The sequence below is a fragment of the Phreatobacter aquiterrae genome, from assembly GCF_053471285.1.
Map to the genome: position 1 here is coordinate 382,536 of NZ_JBJPHW010000003.1, position 17,751 is coordinate 400,286.

17 protein-coding genes are annotated in these 17,751 nt (G+C 66.6%); 8 read left to right on the plus strand and 9 right to left on the minus strand.

Annotation, left to right across the window (positions count from 1 at the left end; all coding sequences use genetic code 11):
• Window positions 1-4: 4 nt before the first annotated feature.
• From ACJ4V0_RS06955 to ACJ4V0_RS06980, 6 genes are all read right to left on the minus strand, one after another.
• Entirely contained in the window at window positions 5-601 is a 597-nt protein-coding gene (locus tag ACJ4V0_RS06955; protein WP_448298827.1) for a class I SAM-dependent methyltransferase, read from the minus strand.
• Between the two features lie 95 nt (window positions 602-696).
• Window positions 697-1,413, minus strand: a complete 717-nt coding sequence (dnaQ, locus tag ACJ4V0_RS06960; RefSeq protein ID WP_448298828.1) for a DNA polymerase III subunit epsilon — start codon at window positions 1,411-1,413, stop codon at window positions 697-699.
• Window positions 1,413-2,009 carry a dephospho-CoA kinase gene (gene coaE / locus ACJ4V0_RS06965; protein ID WP_448298829.1) on the minus strand — a complete coding sequence of 199 codons (597 nt, stop codon included), beginning with the start codon at window positions 2,007-2,009 and terminating at the stop codon, window positions 1,413-1,415. Before coaE ends, dnaQ begins: the two co-directional genes overlap by 1 nt.
• Window position 2,010: 1 nt before the next feature.
• The gene (locus tag ACJ4V0_RS06970) at window positions 2,011-2,841 is read right to left on the minus strand and encodes a shikimate dehydrogenase (RefSeq protein ID WP_448298830.1); all 831 of its coding nucleotides are present in this window, start codon (window positions 2,839-2,841) and stop codon (window positions 2,011-2,013) included.
• Window positions 2,838-3,434 (minus strand): Maf family protein, encoded by a 597-nt coding sequence (locus ACJ4V0_RS06975; RefSeq protein ID WP_448298831.1) that lies wholly within the window; start codon window positions 3,432-3,434, stop codon window positions 2,838-2,840. The genes ACJ4V0_RS06970 and ACJ4V0_RS06975 overlap by 4 nt, the downstream gene beginning before the upstream one ends.
• Window positions 3,431-4,282 (minus strand): pyruvate, water dikinase regulatory protein, encoded by an 852-nt coding sequence (locus tag ACJ4V0_RS06980; RefSeq protein ID WP_448298832.1) that lies wholly within the window; start codon window positions 4,280-4,282, stop codon window positions 3,431-3,433. Before ACJ4V0_RS06980 ends, ACJ4V0_RS06975 begins: the two co-directional genes overlap by 4 nt.
• A gap of 343 nt (window positions 4,283-4,625) precedes the next feature.
• Between ACJ4V0_RS06980 and hemE the strand changes: the two genes are divergently transcribed.
• The 8 genes from hemE to ACJ4V0_RS07020 all read left to right on the plus strand — a co-directional run bounded on the left by hemE (window position 4,626) and on the right by ACJ4V0_RS07020 (window position 13,517).
• Complete coding sequence (gene hemE, locus ACJ4V0_RS06985; protein ID WP_448298949.1) at window positions 4,626-5,690, plus strand: uroporphyrinogen decarboxylase; 1,065 nt, start codon at window positions 4,626-4,628, stop codon at window positions 5,688-5,690.
• A complete protein-coding gene (gene hemJ, locus ACJ4V0_RS06990; RefSeq protein WP_448298833.1) occupies window positions 5,687-6,202 on the plus strand; it encodes a protoporphyrinogen oxidase HemJ in 516 nt (171 codons plus the stop codon). The genes hemE and hemJ overlap by 4 nt, the downstream gene beginning before the upstream one ends.
• Before the next feature lie 243 nt (window positions 6,203-6,445).
• On the plus strand, window positions 6,446-7,711 hold the full coding sequence (gene rho / locus ACJ4V0_RS06995; protein ID WP_448298834.1) for a transcription termination factor Rho: 1,266 nt from the start codon (window positions 6,446-6,448) through the stop codon (window positions 7,709-7,711).
• Window positions 7,712-7,772: 61 nt separating this feature from the next.
• Window positions 7,773-9,104, plus strand: coding sequence for a tRNA uridine-5-carboxymethylaminomethyl(34) synthesis GTPase MnmE (mnmE, locus tag ACJ4V0_RS07000; RefSeq protein ID WP_448298835.1), 1,332 nt, complete (start codon window positions 7,773-7,775; stop codon window positions 9,102-9,104).
• 115 nt (window positions 9,105-9,219) lie between these two features.
• Window positions 9,220-11,088 (plus strand): tRNA uridine-5-carboxymethylaminomethyl(34) synthesis enzyme MnmG, encoded by a 1,869-nt coding sequence (gene mnmG, locus ACJ4V0_RS07005; RefSeq protein ID WP_448298950.1) that lies wholly within the window; start codon window positions 9,220-9,222, stop codon window positions 11,086-11,088.
• Window positions 11,089-11,108: 20 nt separating this feature from the next.
• Complete coding sequence (gene rsmG, locus ACJ4V0_RS07010) at window positions 11,109-11,732, plus strand: 16S rRNA (guanine(527)-N(7))-methyltransferase RsmG (RefSeq protein ID WP_448298836.1); 624 nt, start codon at window positions 11,109-11,111, stop codon at window positions 11,730-11,732.
• A 22-nt stretch (window positions 11,733-11,754) separates the two neighbouring features.
• Window positions 11,755-12,567: a ParA family protein gene (locus ACJ4V0_RS07015; protein ID WP_448298837.1), complete on the plus strand. Its 813-nt coding sequence runs from the start codon at window positions 11,755-11,757 to the stop codon at window positions 12,565-12,567.
• Between the two features lie 74 nt (window positions 12,568-12,641).
• Window positions 12,642-13,517 (plus strand): ParB/RepB/Spo0J family partition protein, encoded by an 876-nt coding sequence (locus ACJ4V0_RS07020; protein WP_448298838.1) that lies wholly within the window; start codon window positions 12,642-12,644, stop codon window positions 13,515-13,517.
• A gap of 6 nt (window positions 13,518-13,523) precedes the next feature.
• Here the strand turns inward: ACJ4V0_RS07020 and holA are convergent, their stop codons facing one another.
• Genes holA through leuS form a run of 3 tightly spaced genes read right to left on the minus strand, consistent with a single transcriptional unit; the run spans window position 13,524 to window position 17,713 of the window.
• The gene (gene holA, locus ACJ4V0_RS07025) at window positions 13,524-14,558 is read right to left on the minus strand and encodes a DNA polymerase III subunit delta (RefSeq protein ID WP_448298839.1); all 1,035 of its coding nucleotides are present in this window, start codon (window positions 14,556-14,558) and stop codon (window positions 13,524-13,526) included.
• A 4-nt stretch (window positions 14,559-14,562) separates the two neighbouring features.
• Window positions 14,563-15,105 carry a hypothetical protein gene (locus ACJ4V0_RS07030; RefSeq protein WP_448298840.1) on the minus strand — a complete coding sequence of 181 codons (543 nt, stop codon included), beginning with the start codon at window positions 15,103-15,105 and terminating at the stop codon, window positions 14,563-14,565.
• Entirely contained in the window at window positions 15,092-17,713 is a 2,622-nt protein-coding gene (gene leuS, locus ACJ4V0_RS07035) for a leucine--tRNA ligase (protein ID WP_448298841.1), read from the minus strand. Before leuS ends, ACJ4V0_RS07030 begins: the two co-directional genes overlap by 14 nt.
• Window positions 17,714-17,751 lie beyond the last annotated feature (38 nt).

Consider the following 17,751-nt stretch of genomic DNA (forward strand, 5'->3'; position numbering starts at 1 on the left):
GCGCTCAGGCGCGGCGATAGACCCAGACCCGCGCCGGCGGGATGTTGCGCCAGATCCGCTCCGAGGGCTCGGCCGTGAAGGTGCTGGACTTCATCGGGATGGGCGAGGTGACCGAATAGGTAAACTGCACGAAGGGGGCGCCCGGCTTCATCAGGGCGAGCGCGTCGTTGAGCAGCTTCAGGCGGATCGGTTCGGGGCGCGTCATCAGCGGCAGTCCCGAGACCAGCGCGTCGGCTGGCTCCGACAGACGCCCGGACAAGGTGCGGCTCAGCGCATAGGCATCGCCATGCACCACCGTCGCCGTGGGAAAGCGCTCGCGCAGCAGGCGGCAGAAATCGACGGAATATTCGACCAGGACGAGCCGGCGGGGATCGACGCCCCGGGTGACGAGGGCGGCGGTGATGGCGCCCGTCCCCGGACCGAGCTCGATCACCGGGCCGGTTCCAGCCGGATCGACATAGCTCGCCATGCGGCGGGCCAGCACCGGTCCTGACGGCGCGACCGCGCCCATGCGCAGAGGGTTCTTGAACCAGTTCTTCAGGAACCGGGCTTCGTCGTCATGCCGCTTTTCCGGTCGCCGGAGCGCGGCTGTACGACTCATGGGTGTCTGATCGACCATTCATCGGTCCGATGAAAAGGAGCTCCCCACGAGCCCTGTCACGAAGCGGTCATTCGTATCGGCATGTTACCGGAGGGTCAAGGAGGCGTCATCGCCGGCGGCCCGGGGATGAGGTCGAACCAGATCGCCTTCTCGCCGAGCTCGCGGATGAAGGCCTGGTGGGCGAGGATCTCGGCCTCGCTCAGGCGCGGCGACAGAGGAACGGGACGCTGGCCCACTGTCTGCCGGCCTTCAGCGGAACGCCTGGCCCCGCGATTGGCCTCGGCGAGCCCGAAGGTCGCCTGCCGCCCGCCGATCAACTCGATATAGACGTCAGCGAGGAGTTCGGCGTCGAGAAGGGCGCCGTGCCGGGTGCGGCGGGAATTGTCGATGCCGAAGCGCGAACAGAGGGCGTCGAGGCTGGCCGCCGCGCCGGGAAACCGACGCCGCGCCATGCTGAGCGTATCGACGACGAGGTCGCCGGGGAACGGCGCGCGACCGACCCGCTTCAGCTCGGCATTGATGAAGCCCATGTCGAAGGAGGCATTGTGGATGACCAGCTTGGCACCGTCGATGAAACCCCAGAACTCGTCCACGAGATCGGCGAAAGGGGGCTTGTCGGACAGAAACTCGGCGGAAAGCCCGTGGACCCTGAAGGCCTCCTCCGGCATGTCGCGCTCGGGGTTGAGATAGACGTGGTAGGTCCGCCCGGTGGGGAAATGATTGACCAGCTCGATGCCGCCGATCTCGACAAGGCGATCGCCGCGGAGCGGGTCGAGACCGGTCGTTTCGGTGTCGAGAATGATCTCGCGCATTAGTGGCTCCTGCGGCTTCCGGCGAGCGCCCGGATGATGTCCGACACCTGGCGACCGGCTGATTCCAGGCCGAAACCCGATTCGATCACGAAATGAGCGCGGCGTCGCTTCTCCGCATCGGGGACCTGGCGGGCGAGAATGGCCGCGAACTTGTCGGCGTCCATGCCGGGACGCGCCAGCACGCGCGCGCGCTGGACCTCCGCCGGCGCCGAGACGACGGCGACGGCGTCCACCCGCCTCTCCCCACCAGTCTCGAGCAGCAGAGGGATGTCGAGGACGACCAGCGAACAGCCGCGCGTCCGCGCGCCGTCGCGAAACTGCCGCTCGGCCTCGCCGACGAGAGGGTGGACGATGGCCTCGAGGCGCTTCATCGCGACACCGTCTTTCAGGACGACAGCGGCCAATTTGGTCCGATCGATCTTGCCATCGACAGCGGTGCCCGGAAAGGATGCCTCGATGGGGGCGACCGCCGCACCCGCATAGAGGCGATGCACGGCCGCATCGGCATCATGAACCGGGATGCCCGCCTCGCGAAAGAAGGCTGAGGTGGTCGACTTGCCCATGCCGATCGATCCGGTGAGGCCGAGAACGAACATGTCAGTGACCCCGGATATCGGCGGCGAGCAGGTCGTGGAGCTCCGCCGTCACCTCCGGCGTCACGCCAAACCACTTCTGAAAGCCCGGCACCGCCTGGTGAAGCAGCATGCCGAGCCCCTCGGCGGTGCGATGCCCCCGCAAGGCGGCATTCGCGAGCAGCGGGGTCGTCAGGGGCGCATAAACGATGTCGGAGACGATGGCCGAGGACTTGAGGGTGTCCAGCGGCAGAACTAGAGGCGGCTGTCCGCTCATGCCGAGCGAGGTCGTGTTCACCAGAAGATCGGCTTCAGGGAGGACGGCGGGAAGATCGTCCCAGGCTGCGACGCGGAGGCGGCGGGGATTGCCGGCGGCAATGGCTTCGGCCTTGGTTTGCGATCGATTCGCCAGCGTGACGATCCCGGCGCCGCGGGACAGAAGTCCGTGAACAATGCCGCGCGCAGCGCCCCCCGCTCCCAGCACCACGGCATGGCCGACCGCGCCATCCCATCCTGGCACCTGGTCGTCAAGGTTGCGCAGAAAGCCGGTCACGTCCGAATTCATCCCGATCAGGCGACCGCCGTCGAGCCAGACCGTGTTGACGGCGCCGACGGCGACAGCGCCGGGATCGACGTCGTCCATGGCGGCGAAAGCCGCCTCCTTGTGGGGGATTGTGACGTTGCAACCCACGAAGCCGCGGTCATCGAGCGACCGCAGGAACTCCGCCGCGCTGCCGGGTTCGACGGCTTCACGGTTATATTCGCCGTCGATCCCGTATTTTTTCAGCCAGAACCCGTGGATTAGCGGCGAGCGGACGTGATGAATGGGCCAGCCGATGCAGCACGCGCGGATCATGACGCGATCAGCCCCGCGCGGCGCAGCGCAGCGAGAAGCGGCAGCAGCGGCATGCCGAGGATAGTAAAATAGTCGCCGTCGATCCGCTCGAAGAGCTGGATGCCCGCCGATTCGAACTGGTAGCAGCCGACGGAGGAGAGGATACGGTCGCCGACCCCTGCGAGATAGGCGTCGAGGAAAGCGTCCGAAAAGGCGCGCATCGTCATGTCGGCGGTTGCGACATCGGTAAACAGCGTCTCACCGGCCCGGGCAAGGGCGACACCGGAATGCAGCTGATGGGTCTGTCCCCTGAGCACTGCGAGATTGGCGCGGGCCTCGGTCAGCGAGACCGCCTTGGAAAATCGGCGCGCGCCGAGCGCCAGCGTCTGGTCGGCGCCGATGACGACGGCATGAGGATGCAGGCGGCTGACCGCGACAGCCTTGGCGTCGGCGAGGCGCCGCGCGATCTCCGCAGGCGGACAGCCCCCGGCGGTCCAGGCCTCGTCCAGCTTGCGCTCGTCGACCTCTGCCGGCACCAGACGCACGGCGAGGCCCGCGCCGTGAAGCATGGTTGCCCGCGCGGCCGATTTCGACGCCAGGACAAGATCCGTCACGCCGTTTCCTTCGCAGCCAGCATGCGGCGGTGGTCCTTGAGCAGCGAGATGATGCCGGCGGCGGTTTCCTCGATGGACCGCCGCGTCACGTCAATGATCGGCCAGTTGTTGGAGCCGAACAGGCGGCGGGACTGGGCGATCTCTTCCGTTACGGCCGCCCGGTCGACATAGCTCGACTTGTCCTGTGTGGCGTTGAGCGCGAGGATCCGGTTCTCGCGAATCTGGACGATGCGTTCGGGACTGGCATAGAGGCCGATGATGAGCGGCTTCTGCAGCGCCCAGATGGCATCGGGGAGCGGAATGCCGGGAACGAGCGGAATATTGGCCGCCTTCACGCCGCGATTGGCGAGGTAGATGGATGTCGGAGTCTTGGACGTGCGCGACACGCCCACGAGCAGAACGTCAGCCTCCTCCCAGTTCTCTGGAAGCTGGCCGTCGTCGTGCATCATCGTGTAGTTCAGCGCGTCGATCCGCTTGAAATATTCGGCGTTGAGAACGTGCTGGGCACCGACCCGCGGCGTCGACGCGGCACCGAGATAGTTCTGGAACATCGCGAGTATAGGCTCGAGGACCGAAAGGCTGGGAGACCCCAGCTCCTTGCACTTGTCGTTCAGCCTGTCGGTGAGTTCCTTGTCGACGAGCGTGTAGAGCACGATGCCCGGATTGGCCTCGATCTCGGCGAGGACCCTGTCGAGCTGCTTCTGCGAGCGGACCAGCGGATAGACGTGCTCGATGGCGGAGACGGATGCATACTGTACCGCTGCGGCGCGGCCGACGGTCATCAGGGTCTCGCCGGTGGCGTCCGACACAAGATGAAGGTGAAAATAGCTCTCGCGGCGATGCGGCATGGGCTCTGCATAAGGCCGGTCGGACATGTGGACAAGCACGGACAAGGCCACGGTCGGCGCCCGATCGCAAGGGGTTCACGGTGTAGCGTCCCCGATCTGTCCCCAGCTTGATCGTCAGGGGAGATTTCGTCCACCGCCCGGGATAGGTCATCGCGGATGAGGTCAGGTCCGTGCTGCCGACAGCCTGATGCGGTAGCGATTACAAGGCGCTAACCGTGGGGCAGCGAGCTGGAGCGGCGTCATTGCCGACGGACCCCGAACGGTGGACAACTTGTGCATGATCCTGTCTTCGCCTAATGCCCCCCTCCAGGAATCAAAGAAGACTCTCTCTCATCAAGATTGGATGGAAGGAGAGGTGCGGGGACCAGTCGTGCACAAACCCCTTCTCGGCGTCCTCCAGGGTGCCATCGCCGCCTCTCCTCCGATCTGGATGATGCGCCAGGCAGGACGCTATCTGCCCGAGTATCGGGCGGTTCGCGAAAAGGCGGGCTCGTTCCTCGATCTCTGCTTCAATCCGGACCTGGCGACCGAGGTGACGCTGCAGCCGCTCCGGCGGTTCGGTTTCGACGGCGCCATTCTGTTCTCGGACATCCTCGTCGTGCCGCATGCGCTGGGCCAGACGGTGCGGTTCGAGACGGGCGAGGGACCAAGGCTCGATCCGCTGGTCGATGCGGGCAGTCTCGCCCGTCTTACACCCGAACTCGACGCGGCCATCGTCGGCAAGGTCTACGAGGCCGTAGCCATGATCCGTAGCCAGTTGCCTGCCACGGCGACGCTGATCGGCTTCTGCGGGGCGCCCTGGACGGTCGCGACCTACATGGTTGCCGGGCGGGGCGGCGACGACCAGGTTGCGGCGCGGCTCTTCGCCTATCGCGACCCGGATGGCTTCGCGACCCTGATCGACCGGATCGTCGACGCCTCCGTCGCCTATCTCCTCGGCCAGATCCGCGCCGGCGTGGAAGCTGTCCAGATCTTCGATACCTGGGCCGGAGTGCTACCCGAGGAGCAGTTTGCGCGTTGGAGCATCGCCCCGATCGCGCAGATCGTCAGCCGGGTCAGGAACGAGGCTCCCGGCGTGCCGGTGATCATCTTCCCCAAGGGGGCGGGACATCGTCTGTCAGCCGTCGTCGATGGCATAGGCCCAGACGCCGTGGGCCTCGACTGGACGATCGGTGCCGATTTCGTGCAGCGGGAGCTTCAGCCTCGCGTGGCGGTTCAGGGCAATATCGATCCGATTGCGCTGCTGGCCGGAGGCGATGCGCTGGACCGGGCGGTGGATCGGGCGCTGGAATCCTTCAGCGCTGGGCGCTACGTCTTCAACCTCGGCCACGGCATCCTGCCGCCGACGCCGATCGCTCATGTTGAACGCATGGTGGCGCGGGTTCGCAGCTGGAGGCAAGGCGCATGACGGGACAGCAGCGGGCGATCAGGGCCATCTCCGCGGTCGGTGTCACGCTCGTGGGCGTGATGACGCTGGGATATTTCGCCCCGGTAGCCGCTGCTGCATGGATCAAGTCGCTTCACGTCATCGCCGTCATCTCATGGATGGCCGGAATGCTCTATCTGCCGCGTCTGTTCATCTATCACTGCGCGACGACGCCGGGATCAGAAACCTCCGAGACGTTCAAGGTGATGGAGCGGCGGCTGCTGGAATACATCATCAATCCGGCGATGATCGTCAGCTGGGTGGCGGGTCTCTGGCTCGCCTGGGTGGTCTTCCGGTTCCAGGGCGGGTGGTTGCACGGCAAGCTCGCCCTCGTTCTCGCCCTCTCGGCGGTGCACGGCATGTTCAGCGCGTCCGTGCGGGCCTTTGCCGAGGATCGCAACACCCGCTCGCAGACCTATTGGCGGGTCATGAACGAGGTCCCGACCGCGATCATGGTGATCGTCGTCATCCTCGTCATCGTAAAGCCCTTCTGACGACGGGCAGCAGCTTCCGCCGGCGGGACTTGCAATCGGGCGGCTGCGGGCTTATTCGGTAACTCCCTCCTCAACGCAGACAGGGACCGGAGAGACGGCACACTCGCCAGTCCTGCCGGGAACCCGGACAAGGGTCCCGTTGGCCCTTGTCGACAGTGATCTGCGATTTCACGTCTCTCCTTGCTCAGGCCCGGACTCGTTGTCGTACCGAGCCTTCGGCCGTCCCATCATCGCGTGGTTCCGATGCAGCAGATCAAACTTCAGGACATCAAGTCGAAATCCCCGACCGAGCTGCTGGCGTTCGCCGAGGAGTTGCAGGTCGAGAACGCCTCGACGCTGCGCAAGCAGGAACTGATGTTCGCCTGCCTCAAGCAGCTGGCGTCGCAGGATATCGATATCATCGGCGAGGGCGTCGTCGAGGTCCTCCAGGATGGCTTCGGCTACCTGCGCGCGCCCGACGCGAATTATCTGGCCGGACCGGACGACATCTATGTGTCTCCGTCGCAGATCCGCCGTTTCGGCCTTCGGACGGGCGATACGGTCGAGGGCGAGATTCGCTCCCCGAAGGAGGGCGAGCGTTATTTCGCTCTGCTCAAGGTCAACCGGATCAACTTCGAGGAGCCTGAAAAGGCCCGGCACAAGGTCAATTTCGACAATCTGACGCCGCTTTACCCGAATCAGCGGTTGCGAATGGAGGTCGAGGACCCCACGAAGAAGGACTATTCGGCGCGCATCATGGACGTCGTGGTGCCGCTCGGCAAAGGCCAGCGTGCGCTCATCGTCGCGCCGCCGCGTACCGGCAAGACCGTCCTTCTGCAGAACATCGCGCAATCGATCACCCACAATCACCCCGAGTGCTACCTCATCGTTCTGCTGATCGATGAGCGGCCCGAGGAGGTCACGGACATGCAGCGATCGGTGAACGGCGAGGTCATTTCCTCGACCTTCGACGAGCCGGCGACGCGCCATGTTCAGGTGGCCGAGATGGTCATCGAGAAGGCCAAGAGGCTGGTGGAGCACGGCCGTGACGTCGTCATCCTGCTCGATTCGATCACCCGCCTCGGCCGCGCCTACAACACGGTGGTGCCGTCTTCCGGCAAGGTGCTCACCGGCGGCGTCGACGCCAATGCCCTGCAGCGGCCGAAGCGCTTCTTCGGCGCCGCGCGCAATATCGAGGAGGGCGGCTCCCTGACGATTATCGCCACCGCCCTCATCGATACCGGCAGCCGTATGGACGAGGTGATTTTCGAGGAGTTCAAGGGAACCGGCAACTCCGAGATCATTCTCGACCGCAAGGTGGCGGACAAGCGGACCTTCCCGGCGATCGACATCACCCGCTCCGGCACCCGCAAGGAAGAGCTGCTGGTCGCGCCTGACATTCTCAAGAAGATGTATGTCCTGCGCCGCATCCTCAATCCGATGGGGACGGTCGACGCCATCGAGTTCCTGCTCGACAAGCTGCGGCAGACCAAGGTGAACGGCGACTTCTTCGATTCGATGAACACCTGATTCGATTCATCGGCGAAACGAAACGCGCCTCCGCGATCGATTCGAAGGCGAAACGGCGGACATGGACTCGCGAACGATCGCCGCCATCTCCACGGCACCGGGAACCGCTGGCGTGGCCGTCATCCGTGTCAGTGGCGCGGGAGCGCGGGATGTGGCGACCGCGCTCGCGGGGCGCGTCCCATCTCCCCGTCGGGCGGCTCTCGCCCTTATCCGCGACCCGGCGACCGGAGGCTATCTGGATCGCGGGATCATCCTGTGGTTTCCGGGACCAAGGAGTTTCACGGGCGAGGATGTCCTGGAACTCCAGGTGCATGGCGGCCGGGCGGTCGTTGCCGCCGTGCTACGGGCCGTCCTGTCGGTCGAGGGTGTCCGGCTCGCGGAGGCCGGCGAGTTCACGCGCCGGGCCTTTGAGAACGGGCGGATGGACCTCGCCGAGATCGAGGGACTAGCCGATCTGCTGCTGGCCGAGACGGAGGCGCAGAGGCGGCAAGCCTTCGCGCTTTACGGCGGGCGGCTGACCGGCGAGGCGGACCGCCTCCAGCACGCCATCCTGCCGGTTCTCGCCATGGTCGAGGCCTCGATCGACTTCCCGGACGAGGGCGATGTGGCGTCAGCCACGCTTGCCGAAGCACGCAGCCGCCTGGCAGAGGTCCGGAAAGACATCCGGAACCTCGTCGAGGACGCGGCGCGGGCCGAACGGGTTCGCGACGGCGTGACGGTGGTTATTGCCGGTCCGCCCAATGCCGGCAAGTCGACGCTGCTCAATGCACTGGCGCGTCGCGATGTCGCCATCGTGTCGCCGACGCCGGGTACGACTCGCGACAGTATCGAGGTCCACCTAGACCTTGCAGGCGTGCCGGTGGTGCTGGTGGACACCGCGGGGCTGCGGGAAAGCGCCGACCCGGTCGAGCAGGAGGGCATGCGCCGCGCCGAGGCGCGGATTGCTTCAGCCGATCTCACGCTCTGGCTGTCGCGGGAGCAGGACGAGGTCCCGGCCGGTATCGGCGGGCCCACGGCCGCAGCGGATATGGGGACATGGCGGATCCAGACCCAGATCGATCGCGGTCGTCCGGCGGATGAGCGAGCGCGCCACCGCCTGTCGGCTGTGAGCGGGGAAGGGATGGCGGCCTTCCTTGCGGATCTCGCAGCGTATGCCGCGGATCGAATTGGCGGGGAACCGGCCCTGGTCGTACATGAGAGGCACCGGACCATCTTCGCTGAGGCCCTGTCCGCGCTGGAGGGCGCACTCGGGATGCCGCATTGGGAGGCGTCTGCGGAACTGGTGGCGGAATGCCTACGGGCCGCGGTGGCATCGCTCGGTCGGAGCCGCGGGCGGATCGGGTCCGAGGCCATGCTCGATCAACTGTTCTCGACCTTCTGCATCGGAAAGTAGGGCCGGTGTTTCACGTGAAACAGTCGATTCGGCGGTGGAACGACCGCGACCCAACGACCTCGATTGCCCTCGTCGGCGTCGGACGATACAGACGGGGGCAGAGGTGAGCATCGCCATGGGCCGCAGCGTATTTGACGTCATCGTAGTCGGAGGGGGTCACGCGGGCTGCGAGGCTGCGGCCGCTGCCGCACGTCTTGGCGCGCACTCGGCGCTGGTGACGCAACGCATTGAGACGATCGGCGCCATGTCCTGCAATCCGGCGATCGGTGGCCTCGGAAAGGGGCATCTGGTCCGGGAGATCGATGCACTCGACGGATTGATGGGCCGCGTGGCCGATGCCGCCGGCATCCAGTTTCGCGTGCTGAACCGGCGCAAGGGGCCGGCGGTGCGCGGACCCCGGACGCAGGCGGATCGCAAGCTCTATGCGGCGGCCATGCAGGCTGCACTCGCGGCCCAGCCGGGTCTCGACATCGTCATAGGCGAAGTGGTGGAACTCCTCGGGGATGCGATGGCCGTCAGCGGTGTCCGGCTCGCCGATGGTCGCGACCTTCAGGCAGGCGCTGTCGTCCTGACCACGGGCACGTTCCTGAGAGGGGTCATCCATCTTGGGGAGAAGCAGTGGGCGGCGGGGCGGATCGACGATGAGGCCAGCATTCGCCTGGCAGAGAGCCTGGCGCGGTACGGTTTCGGTCTCGGCCGGCTCAAGACCGGAACGCCGGCGCGTCTGGACGGAACCACGATCGACTGGTCGTCCATCGAGCGTCAGGAGGCCGATTCGGATCCGGAACCATTCTCGACGCTGACCGACGCGATCACCAACCCGCAGGTCACCTGCGGCATTACCCGGACGACGGCGGCGACACACGATATCGTCCGCGCCAATCTCGGCCGCTCGGCCATGTATGGGGGGCGGATCGAGGGGGTGGGGCCGCGCTACTGCCCCTCCATCGAGGACAAGATCGTCCGCTTCGGCGACCGAGATGGGCACCAGGTCTTTCTGGAGCCGGAGGGGCTGGATGACCCCACGGTCTATCCAAACGGGCTCTCGACCTCCTTGCCTGAGGACGTGCAGACGGACTTCCTGCGCTCGATTCCGGGTCTCGAGCGGGTGGCGGTCCGACGCTTCGGCTATGCGATCGAGTACGACCACGTCGATCCACGGGAACTGGAGCCGACGCTGGAGACGCGCCGCGCCGGGCGTCTGTTCCTGGCGGGGCAGATCAACGGGACCACAGGCTATGAGGAGGCCGCGGCCCAGGGCCTGCTGGCGGGGCTCAACGCCGCCCTGCGCGCTTCGGGGCGTGCGGGAATCACGATTGGTCGCCATGAGGGCTACACGGGCGTCATGATCGATGACCTCACGTCCCGGGGTATTACCGAGCCCTACCGCATGTTCACCTCGCGGGCGGAGTTCCGCTTGGCCTTGCGGGCCGACAACGCTGACCAGCGCCTGACCCCGATGGGCCTCGCGCTCGGCTGTATCGGCGCCGAGAGGTCGATTCGGTTCCGTCACAAGATGGCGGCGCTCCAGGCGGTTCGTGCCCGGCTCGATGGCTTGCGTATCACCCCGAATCAGGGGGCGGCGGCCGGTCTGGCGTTGAACCAGGATGGTGTGCGCCGATCGGCCTTCGAGCTTCTCTCCCGCCCAGACATCGACTGGGCAGCTCTGTGCCGGGTCTGGCCGGAACTCGGGGATGTGCCGGGCCCGGTGGCCGCGCAGGTCGAGACCGATGCTCACTACGCGGTCTATCTGGATCGCCAGTCTGCGGACATTGCAGCCCAGCAGCGCGACGAGGGTCTGGCCATACCGGATGATCTGGACATCGAAGCCATACCCGGCCTGTCGAACGAGATTCGCGCGAAACTGATGGCCTTCCGGCCGCGGACCCTCGGTCAGGCGTCGCGGATGGATGGCATGACGCCGGCCGCCCTCACCCTGCTTGCCGTCTGGGTGCGCCGCGCCGGCGCGCGTTCGGCCGCCTGATGAGCGTGGAGCAGGCCCTGATGGCGGCGAAGCGCGCCGGAGTCGCTGTTTCACGTGAAACAGCCGAGCGGCTGGCGCTCCATGTGGCTTTGCTGCAGCGCTGGAATCCCGTGAAGAATCTGGTGTCGCCCCATACGCTCGGCGAGGTCTGGGAGCGGCATGTCACGGACAGCCTCCAGCTCGTGCGGATCGCGCCTGAGGCCAAGGTCTGGGTCGATATGGGGTCCGGCGGCGGGCTTCCGGCTCTCGTGATCGCGGCCTGTCTCGCCGATGTTCCGGGGGCGCAGGTTCATTGCATCGAGAGCAAGCTCGGCAAGTCCGCCTTCCTCCAGGAGGCCGCCCGGCAGATGCGCGTTCCCGCCAAGGTCTGGGCGCGCCGGATCGAGGATGTGGTGGGGCATGATCTGGTGAGCGTCGACGTCGTCACCGCCCGCGCTCTCGCGCCGATGAAGGATCTGCTCCGCCTCGCCAATCCCCTGTTGAAAAGTGGAGCGGTCGGGATCTTTCCAAAGGGGCAAGATGTAGCGTCTGAATTGACTGACGCCGCTATATATTGGAAGTTCAATCCCAGATCGGTGCCGAGCGTCACCGACCCCAGGGGCCGGATCATTGTGGTCCAGGGGGTCGAGCGCCGCGCCGGCTGACCCTCATGCGATGGACGTGGTCATGACGCTGCTCTCTTCTTCAACCCCGATGACGGGTCCGCGCGTCCTGGCTCTCGCCAACCAGAAGGGCGGCGTCGGCAAGACTACGACGGCCATCAATCTTGGCACGGCGCTGGCGGCGATCGGAGAGAAGGTTCTCATTCTGGACCTCGATCCGCAGGGCAACGCCTCCACCGGGCTCGGAATTGACCGTCGATCAAGGCAGAGGTCGACCTACAGTGTGTTGGTCGGTGACCATTCCTTGACCGAAACGATTCAGGAGACGTCGGTTCCCCGCCTGTCCATCTCGCCGTCGACCATGGACCTGTCCGGCGTCGAACTTGAGATCGCCGCGGAGCGCGACCGGGCCTATCGCCTGCGCCGCGCTGTCGAGACGCTCGGCAACGCCTTCTCCTATGTGCTGATCGATTGTCCGCCTTCGCTGAACCTGTTGACGATCAACGCCATGACAGCCGCCGACGCCATTCTGGTGCCGCTGCAGTGCGAGTTCTTCGCGCTTGAGGGCCTGTCGCAGCTCATCAAGACCGTCGAGCAGGTCAAGACGACGCTCAATCCCGGTCTCACCATCCATGGCATCGTCCTGACCATGTATGATGCACGAAACAACCTGTCGGCGCAGGTCGTCGACGACGTACGCCAGTTCATGGGCGACAAGGTCTACCAGACCATCATTCCGCGCAATGTGCGGGTGTCGGAGGCGCCGGGCTACGGCAAGCCGGTGCTGCTCTATGATCTCAAATGCGTCGGCAGCCAGGCCTATCTGCGGCTGGCCTCCGAGATCATCCAGCGCGAGCGGGTCCTGCGGGCGGCCTGATCATGGATTCGATTCGTTCCCGTTCTGATTCATCCGCCGACGTCGTTACGCTGGCGTCCCGAAGGAGAGTTGACATGGTGGAAGATGCGGGCCGTTCGCGTCTCGGCCGCGGTCTGGCCGCGCTGATCGGTGATGTCGGCGAGGAGAGCGCGGCGATTGAGCGCGTGCGCTCCACCCGCAAGGTGCCGATCGAGTTCCTGCGCGCCAACCCGCGCAATCCGCGACGCATCTTCCGCGAGGAAGACCTGCAGGAACTGGCCGATTCCATCCGCGAGCGCGGCATCATTCAGCCCATCGTGGTGCGCGCCGTGGCCGGCGCCGTCGATGCCTACGAGATCGTCGCGGGCGAACGGCGCTGGCGGGCCGCGCAGCGTGCCGAGCTGCATGAGGTTCCGATCCATCTCGTCGAGGTGGGCGACCGGGAGGCGCTCGAACTCGCCATCATCGAGAACGTCCAGCGCGCCGATCTCAATCCGCTGGAGGAGGCGCTCGGCTACAACGAGCTGATCGAGCAGTTCGGCTATAGCCAGACCGATCTCGCCAAGATCATCGGCAAGAGCCGCAGCCATGTCGCCAACACGCTGCGCCTGATGAAGCTGCCGGAGAACGTCCAGGGCATGCTGCGCGAGGGCCAGTTGACAGCCGGCCATGCCCGCGCCCTGCTGGCGGCCGACGACCCGGATCGGCTGGCTTCGCAGATCATCGACCAGGGGCTCAATGTCCGCCAGGTGGAAGCGCTGACCCAGGAGCAGTCGGAGAAGGCCGGCCGTGCGCCGAAGCAGCGCGAGCGGGTCGAGAAAGACGCCGATACCCGGGCGCTGGAGAAGACGCTGTCCGATGCCCTCGGCATGACCGTGACCGTCGACCATCGCGGCGCCGGGGGCGAGCTGCGCATCCGCTATCGCTCGCTGGAGCAGCTCGAGGACCTGTGCCAGCGGCTGCGTGGCTGATTCGGCTCAGCCCCGCGCCCCCTGCCGGGCGGCGGTGGCGATCGACATGATGATGCGGCTGGCGATGGCCGGCGCGAGCGCGGACTTGGCGCGCGTTTCATAGGTCGCCTCGGCGAGGCGGACGATGGTCCGCTGCAGGCGTTCGGTGGTCCAGAGCCCAAGCTGCCGTTCGACGGCGGCCTTCCTGCGAAAAAAGACCGGCGGATCGAAGCGCTCCACAACCGAGCGCGCGGGCGTGCCCGTCTCGACGGAAAGCCGCGCCTTGTGCAGGCCGAGGAAATGGCGGTTCATGGCCGACATGATCTGCGGGACGGCAAGCCCGCCAGCCTCGGCGCGCAAGAGAAGCCTGTCGAGCACGTCCGGGCGGCCACCCGCGGCGGCATCGACGATCTCGTCGACGCCGAGATCGAGGCTGTCGCCCGCCACGGCCTCGACATCGGCAGCGGTGATCGCCGTCTGGCCGTGACAATAGAGGCAGACCTTGCGGATCTCGGCGCGCGAGGCGGCGCGGTCGCCGCCCAGAAGCTGCGCCAGAAGGGTGAGCGCCGCAGGCTCGACCTGAAGCCCCGCCTGGCGCGCCTCCTCGCCGATGAGGCGCTTCACGTCGGCCTCGCCGTCGGCATAGCAGGGAATGACGGCGGCAGCGCCGGACCGCTCGGCATCGGTGCGCAGTGGCGCTGTCTTCTTCAGGTCCCCGGCCTCGATCACGATTGTCGCGGCTTCGGGGGGGGCGGCCAGAAGCGGCAGGATCGCGGCCGCGATCGGCTTCTCGCCCGCGCGGATCCAGATCAGCCGCCGGCCGCCGAACATCGGCATGGTGCGGGCCTCGTCGACGAGCCGGGCGGGGTCGCCGGCCAGCACATCGCCGTCGAGGCGGGTCACGGTGAAGGGGTCGTTGAGGTCGGGCGCGATGCGCGATGCCACCGCCCTGCCGCGCTCGGAGACGAGGCCGGCATCGGGGCCGTAGATCAGGACGATCGGCCGCCTCTCATCAGGCGCCGCCAGAAACCTGTCGATTTCGGCACCCTTCAGGATGGTCACGCCGTCATCTCGGCTGCGTGGCGTACCAGCCTGCCACCTGCGTGACGATCGATTCGGCAAGGCTCTTGGCGGCGCGCTCCTGCGCCTCGATCACGGCGCGGTCGGAGGCGAGGCGCTGCGCGGTCCGGTCGAAGGAGGCGGTGGCGAAGGCCGTGCCGCGATGGATGACTCGCGGGTCGCCGACGGCGGTGATCGTGTAGTTGCCGACCAGGTTGACGGCCTGGGCGGAGGGGCGGCCGGCGGCGGTGTTGAGGGCCAGCGGCACGCTGTCGATGGACAGGTTGATGCGCAGGACATGGCTTGGATTGGCCGCGCGCCCACCGCCGCCCTGGGTCAGGTAGATCAGCTCGTTGCGCAACACGACTCCGTTGCGGCCGGGAATCTCGGGGATGTCCAGGTCGCGCAGCGCTGCTTGAGCGTTGCGCCCGCCCGCCACGACGGTCGGGTCGCCATAGAGCGGCGCGAAGCAACCGGCGAGCGCCGCCGACGCCGCGAACAGCGCGACGAAGCGGATCATGCGGACAAGCGAGGTGTCAGCCCACGACATTCACGATCCTCTGCGGAACGACGATGATCTTCTTCACCGGCCGGCCCTCCAGCGCCTTGCTGACGGCGTCGAGAGCGATCACGGCTGCCTCGACATCCTTTTGGGCCGCGTCGCGCGCGATCGTCAAGTCCGCGCGCTTCTTGCCGTTGACCTGGACGGGCAGGGTGACAGTGTCTTCGACGAGGATCGCCTGGTCGACGGCGGGCCAGGATTCCTCGGCGACGAGCCCCTTGTGGCCGAGCTCCGCCCAGCATTCCTCAGCGAGGTGCGGCATCATCGGGGCGACAAGGCGCACGAGAATGCTGCCGGCCTCGGCGAGCGCGGTCGCCACGTCGGGGGATGCCACGCCGCCGCGAAGGCCGTCGAGCGTCTTCGCCAGCGCATTGGCGAGCGTGTAGATGTGCGCGACGCAGCGGTTGAAAGCGAGGCGCTCGACATCGGACTCCACGGCCGCGAGGGCCTGGTGGGCGGCCCGGCGCACAACGGTCGCCTCGTCACCGAAGGTCGCGGAGGCTGCGGCGCCCTGCGACACGGCGGCGATCTCTCCGACGATCCGCCAGAGGCGCTGGACGAAGCGGCTGGCGCCCTCGACGCCGGCCTCGGTCCAGATGACGTCGCGCTCGGGGGGAGAATCCGACAGCATGAACCAGCGGGCGGTGTCAGCGCCGTAGGTGTCGATGATGTCGTCGGGGTCGACGACGTTCTTCTTCGACTTCGACATCTTCTCGATGGAGCCGATCTCGACAGGCGCGTTCGAGCCCTTCAGCACGGCGCGGCGCTGGTCGCCCTCGCCGGTGATCGTCACCTCGGCCGGCGTGACATAGGCCCCGTCCGGGCCGCGATAGGTCTCGTGGACCACCATGCCTTGCGTGAACAGGCCGCGGAACGGCTCGTCAAGGCCGGCATGGCCGGTCGCCTTCATGGCGCGGGTGAAGAAGCGCGAATAGAGCAGGTGCAGGATCGCATGCTCGATGCCGCCGATATACTGGTCGACCGGCAGCCAGGCATCGACCACTGCCGGGTCGGTCGGCGTGTCGGTGCGCCAGGGATCGGTGAAGCGGGCGAAATACCAGGACGAATCGACGAAAGTGTCCATCGTATCCGTCTCGCGGCGAGCCGGCTTGCCGCAGGACGGGCAGGCGACGTGCTTCCAGGTCGGATGGCGGTCGAGCGGGTTGCCGGGCTTGGAGAAGTCGGCATCGTCGGGCAGCAGGATCGGCAGCTGGGAATCGGGCACCGGCACCGCGCCGCAATCGTCGCAGTGGATGACAGGGATCGGACAGCCCCAGTAGCGCTGGCGCGAGATGAGCCAGTCGCGCAGGCGGAAATTCACCTTGCGGGTGGCGACGGGCTTGCCGGCGAGCTCGGTCTTTTCCAGACGCGTGGCGACCTCGGCGAAGGCGGCCTCGGTGGTCAGGCCGTTCAGGAAGCGCGAGTTGATCATCACGCCGTCGCCGTCATAGGCGGTGTCGGTGACGGCGAAATCGTCGCCGGCATCGGCCGGCTTCACGACGGTTTCGAACTTCAGGCCATATGTGTTGGCGAATTCGATGTCGCGCTGGTCGCCCGAGGGGCAGCCGAAGATGGCGCCCGTGCCGTAGTCCATGAGAATGAAGTTGGCGACATAGACCGGCACCTCCCAGGAGGGATCGAAGGGGTGGATCGCCTTGATGCCGGTGTCGAAGCCGAGTTTCTCCGCCGTTTCGAGCGCGGCCACCGAAGTCCCCATGCGGCGGCATTCCTCGGAGAAGGCGGCCAGCGCGGGGTTCGTCTCGGCGGCGGCGCGCGCCAGCGGATGGTCAGGGGCGATCGCCATGAAGGCGGCGCCGAACAGCGTGTCGGGACGCGTCGTGTAGATCTCGAGCTCGGAATGGCCGGCCGGCGCGGTGCCGTCCTTGAGGGTCCAGCGGACCATCAGGCCCTCGGAGCGGCCGATCCAATTCTTCTGCATCAGCCGGACCTTGTCCGGCCAGCGGTCGAGGCCGTCGAGCGCGGTCAGGAGGTCATCGGAATAGTCGGTGATCTTGAAGAACCACTGGGTCAGGTCGCGCTGTTCGACGAGAGCGCCCGAGCGCCAGCCGCGGCCGTCGATCACCTGCTCATTGGCGAGCACGGTCTGGTCGACCGGGTCCCAGTTTACCTTGGCCGAGCGCCGCTCGACCAGGCCTGCCCGCATGAAGTCGGCGAAGAGCTTCTGCTGGTGGCGGTAGTAGGAGGGGTCGCAGGTGGCGAGCTCGCGCGACCAGTCGAGCGAAAGGCCCATGCTTTTCAGCTGCGCCTTCATGGTGGCGATATTGGCGTAGGTCCATTCCTTCGGGTGGACCTTTGAGGCCATCGCGGCGTTCTCCGCCGGCAGGCCGAAGGCGTCCCAGCCCATGGGGTGCAGCACGTTGAAGCCGCGGGCGCGCTTGTAGCGGGCCACCACGTCGCCCATCGTGTAGTTGCGCACATGGCCCATGTGGATGCGCCCAGACGGATAGGGGAACATCTCGAGCACGTAATATTTCGGCCGCGGATCGTCGTTCTTCGTCTCGAAGATGGCCTTCTCGTCCCAGACCGCGCGCCATTTCGGCTCGGCGGTGCGGGCATTGTAGCGTTCGGTCGACATGATGGGCGGCAGGTCCGGACAGGCAGGGCAAAAGCGAG